We start from the raw sequence: 15,029 nt of genomic DNA on the forward strand, positions 1-15,029 counted from the left end.
GGGGCAGAAGCGCTTTGGTTACTTTCGCGCTTTTCGAAAGTGACTCGCTGTAAAAGCGAAACCGCCAGCGGCCGTGACCGCAGAAACGGATATGTACACAACCATAGAGCCGGGAAGGCCCCAAGGCCCACAAACAAAAACGGCCCCTATCTAAATAGAGGCCGTTTCCGGTACAGCTCAAGACGTTATCGCAAGACAGGTCTTATTCGCGGTCTTCCAGCTTGGTGATATCACGCGACTCGTAGCCGGTGTACAACTGGCGCGGGCGGCCGATCTTGTACGGGCTGGAGAGCATTTCTTTCCAGTGGGAGATCCAGCCGACGGTCCGCGCCAGGGCGAAGATCACGGTGAACATGCTGGTCGGAATGCCGATCGCCTTGAGGATGATCCCCGAGTAGAAGTCGACGTTCGGGTACAGCGAGCGCTCGATGAAGTACGGATCGGTCAGGGCGATCTCTTCCAGGCGCATGGCCAGTTCGAGTTGCGGATCGTTGGTGATGCCCAGCTCTTTCAGCACTTCGTCGCAGGTTTGCTTCATGACGGTGGCGCGTGGGTCGCGGTTTTTGTAAACCCGGTGACCGAAGCCCATCAATTTGAACGGATCGTTCTTGTCCTTGGCCTTGGCGATGTACTTGTCGATGTTCGAAACATCGCCAATCTCGTCAAGCATGGTCAGAACGGCTTCGTTCGCACCGCCGTGGGCAGGGCCCCACAGTGCAGCGATACCGGCGGCGATACAGGCGAACGGGTTGGCACCCGACGAACCGGCCAGACGTACGGTAGAAGTCGATGCGTTTTGCTCGTGGTCGGCATGGAGGATGAAGATCCGGTCCATGGCCTTGGCGAGTACCGGGCTGATCGGTTTGATCTCGCACGGGGTGTTGAACATCATGTGCAGGAAGTTTTCCGCGTACGACAGGTCGTTGCGCGGGTACATCATGGGTTGGCCCATGGAGTACTTGTAAACCATTGCGGCCAGGGTCGGCATCTTGGCAACCAGGCGGATCGCGGAGATTTCGCGATGCTGCGGGTTATTGATGTCGAGGGAGTCGTGGTAGAAGGCCGAGAGGGCACCCACTACGCCGCACATGACGGCCATCGGGTGGGCGTCGCGACGGAAGCCGTTGAAGAAGGTCTTCAACTGCTCGTGAACCATGGTGTGGTTCTTCACGGTGCCTACGAACTGGGCCTTCTGCTCTGCGGTCGGCAATTCGCCGTTGAGCAGCAGGTAGCAGGTTTCCAGGTAGTCCGACTTTTCAGCCAGCTGTTCGATCGGGTAGCCGCGGTGCAGCAGAATGCCGTTGTCGCCGTCGATATAGGTGATCTTCGACTCGCAGGAGGCAGTCGACATGAAACCAGGGTCAAAGGTGAAACGGCCCGTGGCCGTCAGGCCCCGAACGTCGATAACATCGGGACCAACGGTGCCGGTTAAAATGGGCAGCTCGACGGGGGCTGCGCCCTCGATGATCAACTGCGCTTTTTTGTCAGCCATGTGGCCTCCTATTTATGCTTGAAATCATCAGACAGACCCCCCACGCAGGGCCCGCACCACTATAGTGAGATAAATTCGAATGTCAATTTGCCTAAAGTCTTGCTCCAGAAGGCTTTAACCGGACTTTTTCCTCGAAATTGACTGCCATTTACGCCTTTTATCTGACTTGTGCAATCAGCTATTAGGGGAAGGTGAACGCGTTGTCATTAGTAGCCTAACTGTCTATACTCGGCCACCGACCGCCAGGGGCTTTTGGGCCTGCTTTATTGGGGGTCGCATCCCTGGGTGGTGGTTACCTGACCAGTGCACTCCCCAACAACTTTGCCCTGATTGTTAGGGGCTCTTCAGTGTGAAAAAAAAGCCGTGAAAAGCCAACGACCTGTAAACCTAGACCTAAGGACCATCAAACTCCCCATCACCGGCGTTACGTCGTTTCTTCACCGTGTTTCCGGCATCATCCTCTTCCTGGGCCTTGGCTTCATGCTGTATGCATTGGGCAAGTCTCTGGGTTCCGAGGAAGGTTTTGCCGAGGTGAAGGCATGCTTGACCAGTCCGCTGGCCAAGTTCGTAGCATGGGGCCTCCTGTCCGCTCTTCTGTATCACCTGGTAGCCGGTGTGCGCCACTTGATCATGGACATGGGCATCGGCGAGACGCTTGAAGGCGGCCGCCTGGGCTCGAAAATTATCATCGCCGTTTCCGTGGTGTTGATCGTTCTGGCAGGAGTTTGGATATGGTAACCAGCGTTACGAACCTTTCGCGTTCGGGCCTCTATGACTGGATGGCGCAACGTGTGTCTGCGGTTGTTCTCGCGGCTTATTTCATCTTCCTGATCGGATACCTCGCGGCGAATCCAGGCATTGGCTATGACCAATGGCATGCCCTGTTCGCCCACAACGGGATGCGTATCTTCAGTCTGCTGGCCCTTGTGGCCCTGGGCGCTCACGCCTGGGTCGGCATGTGGACCATCGCGACTGACTACCTGACGCCGATGGCGCTGGGCAAGTCCGCGACTGCAGTACGTTTCCTTTTCCAGGCAGTATGCGGCGTTGCGATGTTCGCTTACTTCGTCTGGGGTGTGCAGATTCTCTGGGGTATCTGATTCATGGCTAACATTCCAACGATTTCTTTCGACGCCATCATCATTGGTGGTGGCGGTGCCGGCATGCGCGCTGCGCTGCAACTGGCACAGGGCGGTCACAAGACTGCCGTGATCACCAAGGTTTTCCCGACCCGTTCGCACACCGTGTCGGCCCAGGGCGGCATCACTTGCGCCATTGCGTCTGCCGATCCGAACGATGACTGGCGCTGGCACATGTACGATACCGTCAAGGGTTCCGACTATATCGGTGACCAGGACGCTATCGAATACATGTGTCAGGAAGGTCCTGCCGCCGTATACGAGCTGGACCACATGGGTATGCCGTTCTCGCGTACCGAACAAGGTCGTATCTATCAGCGTCCGTTCGGTGGACAGTCCAAGGACTACGGTAAAGGTGGCCAGGCCGCCCGTACCTGCGCCGCTTCCGACCGTACCGGTCACGCGCTGCTGCACACCCTTTATCAGGGCAACCTGAAAGCTGGCACCACGTTCCTGAACGAGTACTACGCTGTTGATCTGGTGAAAAACCAGGAAGGCGCATTCGTCGGCGTGATTGCCATCTGCATCGAAACCGGTGAAACCACCTACATCCGTGCCAAGGCCACCGTATTGGCCACCGGCGGTGCAGGTCGTATCTACGCTTCGACCACCAACGCCCTGATCAACACCGGTGACGGCGTTGGCATGGCGCTGCGTGCCGGCGTACCGGTACAAGACATCGAAATGTGGCAGTTCCACCCGACCGGCATCGCCGGCGCCGGTGTACTGGTCACCGAAGGTTGCCGTGGTGAGGGTGGTTACCTGATCAACAAGCACGGCGAGCGTTTCATGGAGCGTTATGCTCCGAACGCCAAAGACCTTGCCGGTCGTGACGTTGTTGCCCGTTCGATGGTTAAAGAAATCATCGCCGGCAACGGTTGCGGTCCGAATGGCGACCACGTAATGCTCAAACTCGACCACCTGGGCGAGGAAGTGCTGCACAGCCGTCTGCCAGGCATCTGCGAACTGTCCAAGACTTTCGCACACGTTGACCCTGTTGTTGCTCCGGTTCCGGTTGTTCCTACCTGCCACTATATGATGGGCGGTGTTCCGACCAACATCCACGGTCAGGCAATCACCCAGAACGACGAAGGCGTCGACGAAATCATCCCTGGCCTGTTCGCAGTGGGTGAAGTGGCGTGCGTATCGGTTCACGGCGCCAACCGTCTGGGCGGCAACTCGCTGCTCGATCTGGTGGTATTCGGCCGCGCTGCCGGCCTGCACCTGGAAAAAGCGCTGACCGACGGTATCGAATACGATGACGCCACCGACGCCGACATCAACGCGGCCCTGGCACGTCTGTCCGCTCTGAACGAGCGTACCGAAGGTGAAGACGTGGCAACCCTGCGTCGCGAACTGCAAAACTGCATGCAGAACTACTTCGGTGTATTCCGTACCGGCGAATACATGCAGAAGGGTATTGCTCAGCTGGCTGATCTGCGTGGCCGTATCGCCAACGTCAAGATCAACGACAAGAGCCAGGCGTTCAACACTGCGCGTATCGAAGCGCTGGAACTGCAGAACCTGCTGGAAGTGGCCGAAGCTACTGCCATCGCTGCAGAAGTGCGTAAAGAGTCCCGCGGTGCTCACGCTCGTGAAGACTTCGAAGACCGTGACGACGAAAACTGGCTGTGCCACACCCTGTACTTCCCGGGTGACAAGCGCGTTGCCAAGCGTGCTGTGAACTTCTCGCCGAAGACTGTTCCGACTTTTGAACCTAAGATTCGGACTTATTAAGGGTGGCCGCCATGTTGCAAGTCAGTGTTTATCGTTACAACCCTGATCAGGACGCTGCGCCGTTCATGCAGGAATTCCAGGTTGATACCGGTGGTAAAGACCTGATGGTGCTGGACGTGCTGGCCCTGATCAAAGAGCAGGACGAAGGTTTCTCCTATCGTCGCTCTTGCCGTGAGGGTGTTTGCGGTTCCGACGGCATGAACATCAACGGCAAGAACGGTCTGGCGTGCATCACGCCGCTGTCTGCCGTCGTAAAACGTAACAAGTTGATCGTTCGTCCGCTGCCAGGTTTGCCGGTTATCCGTGACCTGGTCGTCGATATGAGCATCTTCTACAAGCAATACGAAAAGGTTAAGCCATACCTGCAGAACGACACGCCGGCTCCGGCCATCGAGCGTCTGCAGTCCCCTGAAGAGCGTGAAAAGCTTGACGGTCTGTACGAGTGCATCCTGTGCGCTTGCTGCTCGACTTCGTGCCCGTCCTTCTGGTGGAACCCGGACAAGTTCCTGGGTCCGGCTGCTCTGCTGCAAGCCTATCGCTTCCTGGCAGACAGCCGCGACAACAAGACATCCGAGCGTCTGGCTTCGCTGGATGACCCGTTCAGCGTATTCCGCTGCCGGGGCATCATGAACTGCGTCAACGTTTGTCCGAAAGGCCTGAACCCGACTAAGGCCATCGGTCACATTCGTAACATGCTGCTGCAAAGCGGCGTGTGATTCAGCTGCTGTACCCGTAGGACCGCTGTACCCGTAGATGCTACGGCGCAGGCTTCAACCGGCGCCGTAGTTTTAACCTGGGCAGCAGCTTATAAGGCTGCAGCTCTTATTTTGAAGAAATGAGACAAGCAGGGGCATCCGGGCTGGTACCCGGACTATCAGCGTGATCCTAAGTGGCTTGTTTTAGTCGCTGCATTCGGACTTCTGCAAGTTTTCTCGGTGTCGACGCCGGTGGTGTTCCCCTAACCGAGGGTGACCAAGCATGCAAGAAAGCGTGATGCAGCGCATGTGGAACAGCGCCTACCTATCCGGTAGTAACGCTGCCTATGTGGAAGAGCTCTACGAGCTCTACCTGCACGACCCTAACGCTGTGCCAGAAGAGTGGCGCACCTACTTCCAGAAGTTGCCTGCTGATGGCAACACTGCCACCGATGTTTCGCACTCCACAATTCGCGATCATTTCGTCTTGCTGGCAAAGAACCAGCGCCGCGCCCAACCGGTTTCCGCCGGTAGCGTGAGCAGTGAGCACGAGAAGAAGCAAGTTGAAGTGCTGCGATTGATCCAGGCCTACCGTATGCGTGGCCACCAGGCAGCCCAGCTTGACCCGCTGGGGCTGTGGCAGCGTCCTGCACCTGCAGACCTGTCAATCAATCATTACGGCTTGACCAATGCCGATCTTGATACGACCTTCCGTGCCGGCGACCTGTTCATCGGCAAAGAGGAGGCGAGCCTACGCGAAATTCACGAAGCGTTGCAGCAGACATATTGCCGCACCATCGGCGCTGAATTTACGCATATCACCGATTCCGAGCAGCGCCAGTGGTTCCAGCAGCGTCTGGAAAGCGTGCGCGGCCGTCCGACGTACTCCGTCGACATCAAGAGCCACCTGCTTGAGCGCGTCACCGCCGGCGAAGGCCTGGAAAAATACCTCGGGACCAAATACCCGGGTACCAAGCGTTTCGGCCTGGAAGGCGGCGAGAGCCTGATTCCGATGCTCGACGAGCTGATCCAGCGTTCCGGCTCCTACGGCACCAAGGAAATCGTGATCGGCATGGCCCACCGTGGTCGTCTGAACGTACTGGTCAACACCTTCGGCAAGAACCCGCGCGAGCTGTTCGACGAGTTCGAAGGCAAGAAGAAGGTCGAGTTGGGTTCCGGTGACGTCAAGTATCACCAGGGCTTCTCGTCCAACGTGATGACCACCGGCGGTGAAGTTCACCTGGCCATGGCGTTCAACCCTTCCCACCTGGAAATCGTTTCCCCGGTGGTCGAGGGTTCGGTTCGCGCCCGTCAGGATCGTCGTAACGACCCTACCGGCGAGAAGGTTCTGCCGATCTCCATCCACGGTGACGCGGCATTCGCCGGTCAAGGTGTGGTCATGGAAACCTTCCAGATGTCGCAGACCCGCGGTTTCAAGACCGGCGGTACCGTGCACATCGTGATCAACAACCAGGTCGGTTTCACCATCAGCAACCCGCTGGACTCGCGCTCCACCGAGTACGCGACCGACGTTGCGAAGATGATCCAGGCGCCGATCCTCCATGTGAATGGTGATGATCCGGAAGCCGTGTTGTTCGTGACCCAGCTGGCCATCGATTACCGCATGCAGTTCAAGCGTGACGTGGTGATCGACCTGGTCTGCTACCGTCGTCGCGGCCACAACGAGGCCGACGAGCCTAGCGGTACCCAGCCTCTGATGTATCAGCAGATCACCAAACAGCGCACCACCCGTGAGCTGTATGCCGATCGTCTGACCCAGAGCGGTGTGCTGGACGCAGAGCGTGTTCAGGCGAAAGTCGACGAATACCGCAATGCGCTGGACAACGGTCTGCATGTTGTAAAAAGCCTGGTCAAAGAGCCGAACAAAGAGTTGTTCGTGGACTGGCGTCCGTATCTGGGCCACGCCTGGACCGCGCGTCACGACACTCGCTTCGATCTGAAAACCTTGCAGGAACTGTCCGCCAAGCTGCTGGAAATTCCGGAAGGCTTCGTGGTTCAGCGCCAGGTCTCGAAAATCTACGAAGACCGTCAGAAAATGCAAGCCGGCGGCCTGCCGATCAACTGGGGTTACGCCGAAACCATGGCGTACGCGACCCTGGCGTTCGAAGGTCACCCGATTCGCATGACGGGTCAGGACATCGGTCGCGGTACGTTCTCGCACCGTCACGCTGTCTTGCACAACCAGAAAGACGCGGGTACCTACATCCCGCTGCAAAACCTGTATAAGGGCCAGCCACGTTTCGACCTGTACGATTCGTTCCTGTCCGAAGAAGCCGTGCTGGCGTTCGAATACGGTTACTCGACCACCACGCCTGAGGCGCTGGTGATCTGGGAAGCCCAGTTCGGCGACTTCGCCAACGGTGCCCAAGTGGTTATCGACCAGTTCATCACCAGTGGCGAGCACAAGTGGGGCCGTCTCTGCGGTCTGACCATGCTGCTGCCGCACGGTTATGAAGGTCAGGGTCCGGAGCACTCTTCGGCTCGTCTGGAGCGTTACCTGCAGCTGTGCGCCGAGCACAATATTCAGGTAGCCGTGCCGACTACGCCGGCTCAGATCTACCACTTGCTGCGTCGTCAGGTGATTCGTCCGCTGCGCAAACCGTTGATCGTTCTGACTCCGAAGTCGCTGCTGCGTCACAAACTGGCCATCTCGACCCTGGAAGATCTGGCCGAAGGTTCGTTCCAGACCGTTATCCCGGAAATCGATGCCCTGGACCCGAAAAAGGTCGAGCGCGTTGTTCTGTGTAGCGGCAAGGTCTACTACGACCTGCTGGAAAAACGCCGTGCCGAAGGTCGTGATGACATCGCCATCGTGCGTATCGAGCAGCTGTACCCATTCCCTGAGGACGACTTGAACGAAGTCCTGGCTCCGTACACCAACCTCAAACATATCGTTTGGTGTCAGGAAGAGCCGATGAACCAGGGTGCCTGGTACTGCAGCCAACACCACATGCGCCGCATCGTTGGCAATCACGACAAGTCTCTCGTACTCGAGTACGCGGGCCGTGATGCTTCTGCTGCACCTGCTTGTGGTTATGCATCGATGCACGCTGAGCAGCAGGAACAACTGCTGCAAGACGCCTTTACTGTTTAACGCCTTCGCGCACCTGAAACCGAATTTAAGGACCCACAGATAATGGCTATCGAAATCAAAGCCCCCACTTTCCCGGAATCGGTTGCCGATGGCACCGTTGCCACCTGGCACAAAAAACCGGGCGACGCCGTCAAGCGCGACGAACTGATCGTCGACATCGAAACTGACAAAGTCGTACTGGAAGTGTTGGCCACCGCTGATGGCGTGCTGGGCGCTATCGTCAAGAACGAAGGCGACACCGTTCTGTCCGACGAAGTTCTGGGCTCCATCGGTGAGGGCAGTGCTGCTGCCGCTCCAGCCGCCGCTGCACCTGCTGCCGCTGCCGCTGCTCCTGCCGAAGCGGGCGAAGATGATCCTGTTGCTGCACCGGCTGCTCGCAAGCTGGCTGAAGAAAACGGCATCAACATCGCTTCCGTTGCCGGCACTGGCAAAGGCGGTCGTGTGACCAAGGAAGACGTGGTTGCTGCTGTAGCTGCCAAGAAAGCCGCTCCGGCTGCCGCGCCTGCCAAGGCTGCTGCTCCTGCCGCTGCTGCTCCAGTGTTCGCTGCCGGCGATCGCATCGAGAAGCGCGTACCGATGACCCGCGTGCGGGCCACCGTTGCCAAGCGTCTGGTTGAAGCTCAATCGAACATGGCAATGCTGACTACTTTCAACGAAGTCGACATGACCGAAGTCATGGCCCTGCGTTCGAAGTACAAGGATCTGTTCGAGAAGAGCCATAACGGCGTGCGCCTGGGCTTCATGTCGTTCTTCGTGAAAGCGGCCACCGAAGCGCTGAAACGCTTCCCGGCTGTCAACGCGTCGATCGACGGTGCCGACATCGTTTACCACGGCTACGCTGACGTCGGTGTTGCTGTTTCCAGCGACCGCGGCCTGGTTGTACCGGTTCTGCGTAACGCCGAACTGATGAGCCTGGCTGAAATCGAAGGCGGCATCGCCACCTTCGGCAAGAAGGCTCGTGACGGCAAGCTGTCGATGGACGAAATGACCGGTGGTACGTTCACCATCACCAACGGTGGTACTTTCGGTTCGATGATGTCGACCCCGATCGTCAACCCGCCACAAGCGGCCATCCTGGGCATGCACAACATTCTGCAGCGTCCTATGGCGATCAACGGTCAAGTTGTTATCCGTCCGATGATGTACCTGGCTCTGTCCTACGATCACCGTTTGATCGACGGCAAAGAAGCTGTGACCTTCCTGGTTACCATCAAGAACCTGCTGGAAGACCCGGCTCGTTTGCTGCTGGATATCTGATTTCGTTGCATGGGCCGCTCAGCGATGGGCGGCCCTTCTGTAATGACCAGCTTCGTCCCACGACGGTCCCCAAAAAGGGCCGTCCGGTTTGATTCGAGAAGGAATGACACATGACTCAGAAATTCGACGTGGTAGTGATTGGCGCGGGCCCTGGCGGCTACGTGGCTGCCATTAAAGCAGCGCAACTGGGCCTCTCCACTGCCTGCATCGAGAAATACACCGACAAGGAAGGCAAACTGGCCCTCGGCGGTACTTGCCTGAACGTCGGCTGCATTCCATCCAAGGCGCTGCTGGACAGCTCCTGGAAGTTCCACGAAGCCCAAGACGGCTTCGCGATCCACGGTATCAACCACGCTGGCGTGACCATGGACGTGCCAGCAATGGTCGGCCGTAAAGCCAACATCGTCAAAGGCCTGACCTCGGGTGTTGCCACCCTGTTCAAGGCCAACGGTGTGACCTCGATCCAGGGCCACGGCAAACTGCTGGCCGGCAAGAAAGTCGAAGTCACCAAGCCTGACGGCTCGGTAGAAATCATTGAAGCCGAGAACGTGATTCTGGCTCCAGGTTCGCGTCCGATCGACATTCCACCGGCTCCGGTCGACCAGAATGTGATCGTCGATTCGACTGGCGCGCTGGAATTCCAGTCGGTTCCAAAACGTCTGGGCGTGATTGGCGCTGGCGTGATCGGTCTGGAACTGGGTTCGGTCTGGTCCCGCCTGGGCGCAGAAGTTACCGTTCTCGAAGCGCTGGACACCTTCCTGATGGCCGCTGACGCTGCCGTTTCCAAGGAAGCGCTGAAAACCCTGACCAAACAAGGTCTGGACATCAAGCTGGGCGCTCGCGTTACCGGTTCCAAAGTGAACGGCAACGAAGTCGTTGTGAACTACACCGATGCCAACGGCGAACAGAACATCACTTTCGACAAGCTGATCGTAGCCGTTGGTCGCCGTCCGGTGACCACTGATCTGCTGGCTGCCGATTGCGGCGTGACCCTGGACGAGCGCGGTTTCGTGCACGTTGACGATCACTGCGCCACCACCGTACCGGGCGTTTACGCTATCGGTGACGTGGTTCGCGGCATGATGCTGGCACACAAGGCCTCGGAAGAGGGCATCATGGTCGTCGAGCGCATCAAGGGCCACAAAGCCCAGATGAACTATGACTTGATCCCGTCAGTTATTTATACTCACCCGGAAATCGCATGGGTCGGCAAAACCGAGCAGACCTTGAAGGCTGAAGGCGTTGAAGTTAACGTTGGCACCTTCCCGTTCGCAGCCAGTGGCCGTGCCATGGCAGCCAACGACACCGGCGGTTTCGTGAAAGTCATTGCCGATGCCAAGACTGACCGCGTATTGGGCGTCCACGTGATTGGCCCGAGCGCTGCAGAACTGGTTCAGCAGGGCGCGATCGGTATGGAATTCGGCACCAGCGCTGAAGACCTGGGCATGATGGTTTTCTCCCATCCGACCCTGTCTGAAGCCTTGCACGAAGCAGCTTTGGCTGTGAATGGCGGCGCCATCCACATCGCCAACCGCAAGAAGCGTTAAGACAATAAGAAACCACGGCGGTACGGCCCGTCGTGAGCCTTGCATGCAAGACTCACCGCGGAATGTCCGCTGGACGCAGTCTTGCGTAGCTCAGCTACGCAAGCAGCAGTCACAGGTGGTGCGGCACTTGAACAAGTGCAGCACCGAATGCGCAGTACCTAACGAAGACGGTAATAAGCATGAATCTTCACGAGTATCAGGGTAAGCAGCTGTTCGCTGAGTACGGCCTGCCAGTTTCCACCGGCTACGCAGTAGACACCCCGGAAGCAGCAGCAGAAGCTTGCGACAAAATCGGCGGCACCGAGTGGGTTGTCAAAGCCCAGGTCCACGCTGGTGGTCGCGGTAAAGCGGGCGGCGTAAAGCTGGTTCGCAGCAAAGAAGACGCCAAGGCATTCGCTCAACAGTGGTTGGGCAAGCGTCTGGTGACTTACCAGACTGATGCCAATGGTCAGCCAGTCACCAAGATCCTGGTTGAATCGTGCACTGATATCGCTAAAGAGCTGTACCTGGGCGCTGTCGTTGACCGTTCGAGCCGTCGCATCGTGTTCATGGCTTCCACCGAAGGTGGTGTGGACATCGAGAAAATCGCTCACGACACCCCTGAGAAAATCCTCAAGGCCACTATCGATCCACTGGTTGGCGCTCAGCCATTCCAGGGTCGCGAGCTGGCATTCCAGCTGGGTCTGGAAGGCAAGCAAGTTGCTCAGTTCGCCAAGATCTTCGTAGGTCTGGCCAAGCTGTTCAAGGATCACGACCTGGCTCTGCTGGAAGTGAACCCGCTGGTGATCAAGGCTGACGGCGATCTGCATTGCCTCGACGCCAAGATCAACATCGACGCCAACGCCATGTACCGTCAGCCTAAGCTGAAGACTTTCCACGATCCGTCGCAAGACGATCCGCGCGAAGCGCACGCTGCCAAGTTCGAACTGAACTACGTAGCACTGGAAGGCAACATCGGTTGCATGGTCAACGGTGCTGGCCTGGCCATGGGTACCATGGACATCGTCAACCTGCATGGCGGCAAACCAGCCAACTTCCTCGACGTGGGCGGCGGTGCTACCAAAGAACGCGTTACCGAAGCGTTCAAGATCATCCTGTCCGACACTAACGTCGCTGCAGTATTGGTCAACATCTTCGGCGGCATCGTTCGTTGCGACATGATTGCCGAAGGCATCATCGGCGCTGTGAAAGAAGTCGGCGTGAAAATCCCGGTTGTTGTTCGCCTTGAAGGCAACAACGCTGAGCTGGGCGCTAAAGTACTGGCAGAAAGCGGTTTGAACATCATCGCTGCTACCAGCCTGACCGACGCTGCTCAACAAGTCGTTAAAGCTGCGGAGGGCAAATAATGAGCGTCCTGATCAATAAAGACACCAAAGTTATCTGCCAGGGTATTACCGGTTCGCAAGGTAGTTTCCACACTCAGCAAGCCATCGAATACGGCACCAAGATGGTGGGTGGCGTAACTCCTGGCAAAGGCGGCACCGAGCACCTGGGTCTGCCAGTGTTCAACACCGTGAAAGACGCTGTAGCTGCCACTGGCGCCACCGCCAGCGTGATCTACGTTCCAGCTCCTTTCTGCAAGGACTCCATCCTGGAAGCAGCCTTCGGCGGCATCAAGCTGATCGTTTGCATCACTGAAGGCATTCCTACCCTGGACATGCTGGACGCTAAAGTTAAGTGCGACGAACTGGGCGTAGTCCTGATCGGTCCTAACTGCCCAGGCGTGATCACTCCAGGCGAATGCAAGATCGGCATCATGCCAGGTCACATTCACTTGCCAGGCAAGGTCGGTATCGTTTCCCGTTCCGGCACCCTGACCTACGAAGCTGTGAAGCAGACTACTGACGCCGGTTTCGGTCAGTCGACTTGCGTCGGCATCGGTGGTGACCCGATCCCGGGTTCGAACTTCATCGACATCCTGAAGCTGTTCCAGGAAGACCCGAAGACCGAAGCGATCGTGATGATCGGTGAGATCGGCGGTTCGGCTGAAGAAGAAGCGGCTGCCTACATCAAGGCAAACGTGACCAAGCCGGTTGTTTCCTACATCGCTGGTGTGACTGCCCCTGCAGGCAAGCGCATGGGCCATGCTGGCGCAATCATCTCTGGCGGCAAAGGCACTGCAGACGAGAAGTTTGCTGCCCTGGAAGACGCAGGCGTTAAAACCGTGCGTTCGCTGGCAGACATCGGCAAGGCTTTGTCCGAGCTGACCGGTTGGGCGATCAAGTAAGCCTCGCGCTTAACTGACGCTTCACCAAACAAAGGCCACCTTCGGGTGGCCTTTGTCGTTTCCGGGAGGTGGTGTTTGGCGGGCGGACGCCTTCGCGGGCAAGCCTCGCTCCTACAGGTTTACGGCGTTCACTCGAACGACCTATTACCTGTAGGAGCGAGGCTTGCCCGCGAAGGCTTTCTTACAGGCACCCACCATTTACATGTAAAAACGCGACATATAAATGTCGCGTATCGGATAGTTCGCCCCGTAACAGTGCGTTTGTCGTGCAAATTCGTTAGGCTAGCAGCCATTTTTGCGTCCGCGGCCCACAAGGCAGCGACGCGCTAAACGGGTTAGTCCTATACGGGCCGACAGCATTTCCCTCACCCATAAGGGAAATCCCTCTCTAAATTCCGATTCAGTAGTGTGGTATTTCCTTAATGAAAGTGTTGAAAGGCCAGGACATCCTGGCACTGGGTTTTATGACGTTTGCCCTGTTCGTCGGGGCTGGCAACATCATCTTCCCGCCTATCGTCGGTTTGCAGTCCGGGCCTAATGTCTGGATGGCGGCGCTGGGTTTTCTGATCACTGCGGTCGGTCTGCCGGTGATCACCGTTGTCGCCCTGGCCAAGGTTGGTGGCGCAATGGATGCCTTGAGCAGTCCGATCGGTAAAGTCGCCGGTGGCTTGCTGGCAGCCGCGTGCTACCTCGCGGTCGGCCCGTTGTTCGCGACGCCGCGCACCGCGACCGTGTCGTTCGAAGTGGGCCTGGCGCCGCTGACTGGCGAGAGCCCGCTGGCGTTGTTTCTTTATAGCTCGGTGTACTTCCTGCTGGTGTTCTTCATCTCGCTCTATCCGGGTCGTCTGCTGGATACCGTAGGGCGTTTCCTTGCACCGCTGAAGATTATCGCCCTGGCCGCTCTCGGCATCGCGGCGTTCGCGTTGCCGGCCGGTGATATCGGCATGGCCACGCCTGAATATGTGGCGGCACCGTTCTCCCAGGGCTTCATCAATGGTTACCTGACCATGGATACCCTGGGTGCGCTGGTATTTGGCATTGTCATTGTCAACGCCATCCGCTCTCGTGGCGTGGAATCACCAGCGCTGATCACCCGTTACGCGATCATCGCCGGGCTGATTGCCGGCGTGGGTCTGGCGCTGGTTTACGTCAGCCTGTTCCGTCTCGGTTCGGGCAGCCATGAAGTGGCCGCTGGTGCTACCAACGGCGCGGCGGTGTTGCACGCGTACGTTCAGCACACGTTTGGTTCGTTGGGCAGCGGTTTCCTCGCGGTGCTGATCTCCTTGGCCTGCCTGGTGACAGCGGTCGGTCTGACGTGTGCCTGTGCCGAATACTTCAGCCGTGTACTGCCACTGTCCTACAAGACGCTGGTGATCATCCTGGCTGCGTTCTCCCTGTTGGTGTCCAATCTGGGCCTCACCAAGCTGATTGCGTTCTCGATCCCGGTGCTGACCGCCATCTACCCGCCGTGCATCGCCCTGGTAGCGCTGAGCTTCTGCAAGGACTTCTGGCATGAGCAGGGTCGCATCGTCGGTCCGGTGATGCTGGTGTCATTCATCTTCGGCCTGATCGACGCCCTCAAGGGTGCCGGTCTGGCAGACTGGATGCCGACTCAGCTGGCTCACCTGCCGCTGAGCGAGCAGGGGCTGGCGTGGCTGGTGCCGTCGGTCATGACCCTGGTGGTTGCGGTGGTCTGCGATCGCTTGTTGGGCAAGCGCGAAGAAGCGCTGGCTTAAGCTGCTTCACGGCCTGCCACAAGCGGGCCTCGAGCTGCTTCTGGCAAAAATGGAAATGCCCCGTATCAATCGATACGGGGCATT

Annotated in this window: 11 protein-coding genes; 10 read left to right on the forward strand and 1 reads right to left on the reverse strand. The window is 57.9% G+C overall.

Annotation, left to right across the window (positions count from 1 at the left end; translation table 11 throughout):
• Positions 1-202: 202 nt before the first annotated feature.
• Positions 203-1,492: a citrate synthase gene (gltA, locus tag PMI30_RS04245; RefSeq protein ID WP_007898998.1), complete on the reverse strand. Its 1,290-nt coding sequence runs from the start codon at positions 1,490-1,492 to the stop codon at positions 203-205.
• Between the two features lie 363 nt (positions 1,493-1,855).
• On the opposite strand from gltA, the gene sdhC reads away from it, so the two are divergent.
• The 10 genes from sdhC to brnQ all read left to right on the forward strand — a co-directional run bounded on the left by sdhC (position 1,856) and on the right by brnQ (position 14,945).
• Positions 1,856-2,230, forward strand: coding sequence for a succinate dehydrogenase, cytochrome b556 subunit (sdhC, locus tag PMI30_RS0129985; RefSeq protein ID WP_015096190.1), 375 nt, complete (start codon positions 1,856-1,858; stop codon positions 2,228-2,230).
• The gene (gene sdhD, locus PMI30_RS04240; RefSeq protein ID WP_007898993.1) at positions 2,224-2,592 is read left to right on the forward strand and encodes a succinate dehydrogenase, hydrophobic membrane anchor protein; all 369 of its coding nucleotides are present in this window, start codon (positions 2,224-2,226) and stop codon (positions 2,590-2,592) included. Before sdhC ends, sdhD begins: the two co-directional genes overlap by 7 nt.
• 3 nt (positions 2,593-2,595) lie before the next feature.
• Positions 2,596-4,368 (forward strand): succinate dehydrogenase flavoprotein subunit, encoded by a 1,773-nt coding sequence (gene sdhA / locus PMI30_RS04235; RefSeq protein ID WP_008013848.1) that lies wholly within the window; start codon positions 2,596-2,598, stop codon positions 4,366-4,368.
• Between the two features lie 11 nt (positions 4,369-4,379).
• Positions 4,380-5,084 (forward strand): succinate dehydrogenase iron-sulfur subunit, encoded by a 705-nt coding sequence (locus tag PMI30_RS04230; protein ID WP_007898989.1) that lies wholly within the window; start codon positions 4,380-4,382, stop codon positions 5,082-5,084.
• A 262-nt stretch (positions 5,085-5,346) separates the two neighbouring features.
• Positions 5,347-8,178, forward strand: coding sequence for a 2-oxoglutarate dehydrogenase E1 component (locus PMI30_RS04225; RefSeq protein ID WP_008013851.1), 2,832 nt, complete (start codon positions 5,347-5,349; stop codon positions 8,176-8,178).
• 42 nt (positions 8,179-8,220) lie between these two features.
• Positions 8,221-9,435, forward strand: a complete 1,215-nt coding sequence (gene odhB / locus PMI30_RS04220) for a 2-oxoglutarate dehydrogenase complex dihydrolipoyllysine-residue succinyltransferase (RefSeq protein ID WP_008013853.1) — start codon at positions 8,221-8,223, stop codon at positions 9,433-9,435.
• 110 nt (positions 9,436-9,545) lie between these two features.
• Positions 9,546-10,982 (forward strand): dihydrolipoyl dehydrogenase, encoded by a 1,437-nt coding sequence (lpdA, locus tag PMI30_RS04215; protein WP_008013855.1) that lies wholly within the window; start codon positions 9,546-9,548, stop codon positions 10,980-10,982.
• Between the two features lie 179 nt (positions 10,983-11,161).
• Positions 11,162-12,328: an ADP-forming succinate--CoA ligase subunit beta gene (gene sucC / locus PMI30_RS04210; protein ID WP_007898980.1), complete on the forward strand. Its 1,167-nt coding sequence runs from the start codon at positions 11,162-11,164 to the stop codon at positions 12,326-12,328.
• Positions 12,328-13,209: a succinate--CoA ligase subunit alpha gene (gene sucD / locus PMI30_RS04205; RefSeq protein ID WP_007898976.1), complete on the forward strand. Its 882-nt coding sequence runs from the start codon at positions 12,328-12,330 to the stop codon at positions 13,207-13,209. The genes sucC and sucD overlap by 1 nt, the downstream gene beginning before the upstream one ends.
• A 422-nt stretch (positions 13,210-13,631) precedes the next feature.
• The gene (brnQ, locus tag PMI30_RS04200) at positions 13,632-14,945 is read left to right on the forward strand and encodes a branched-chain amino acid transport system II carrier protein (RefSeq protein WP_008013857.1); all 1,314 of its coding nucleotides are present in this window, start codon (positions 13,632-13,634) and stop codon (positions 14,943-14,945) included.
• The last annotated feature ends 84 nt before the right edge of the window (positions 14,946-15,029 follow it).

Origin of the sequence: Pseudomonas sp. GM50 (genome assembly GCF_000282375.1) — a bacterium.
Lineage (GTDB): Bacteria > Pseudomonadota > Gammaproteobacteria > Pseudomonadales > Pseudomonadaceae > Aquipseudomonas.

Coding starts and splice junctions, on each gene's coding strand:
- gltA (WP_007898998.1), bottom strand. CDS start 1,492: ATGGCTGACAAAAAAGCGCAGTTGATCATCGAGGGCGCAGCCCCCGTC.
- sdhD (WP_007898993.1), top strand. CDS start 2,224: ATGGTAACCAGCGTTACGAACCTTTCGCGTTCGGGCCTCTATGACTGG.
- sdhA (WP_008013848.1), top strand. CDS start 2,596: ATGGCTAACATTCCAACGATTTCTTTCGACGCCATCATCATTGGTGGT.
- PMI30_RS04230 (WP_007898989.1), top strand. CDS start 4,380: ATGTTGCAAGTCAGTGTTTATCGTTACAACCCTGATCAGGACGCTGCG.
- PMI30_RS04225 (WP_008013851.1), top strand. CDS start 5,347: ATGCAAGAAAGCGTGATGCAGCGCATGTGGAACAGCGCCTACCTATCC.
- odhB (WP_008013853.1), top strand. CDS start 8,221: ATGGCTATCGAAATCAAAGCCCCCACTTTCCCGGAATCGGTTGCCGAT.
- lpdA (WP_008013855.1), top strand. CDS start 9,546: ATGACTCAGAAATTCGACGTGGTAGTGATTGGCGCGGGCCCTGGCGGC.
- sucC (WP_007898980.1), top strand. CDS start 11,162: ATGAATCTTCACGAGTATCAGGGTAAGCAGCTGTTCGCTGAGTACGGC.
- sucD (WP_007898976.1), top strand. CDS start 12,328: ATGAGCGTCCTGATCAATAAAGACACCAAAGTTATCTGCCAGGGTATT.
- brnQ (WP_008013857.1), top strand. CDS start 13,632: ATGAAAGTGTTGAAAGGCCAGGACATCCTGGCACTGGGTTTTATGACG.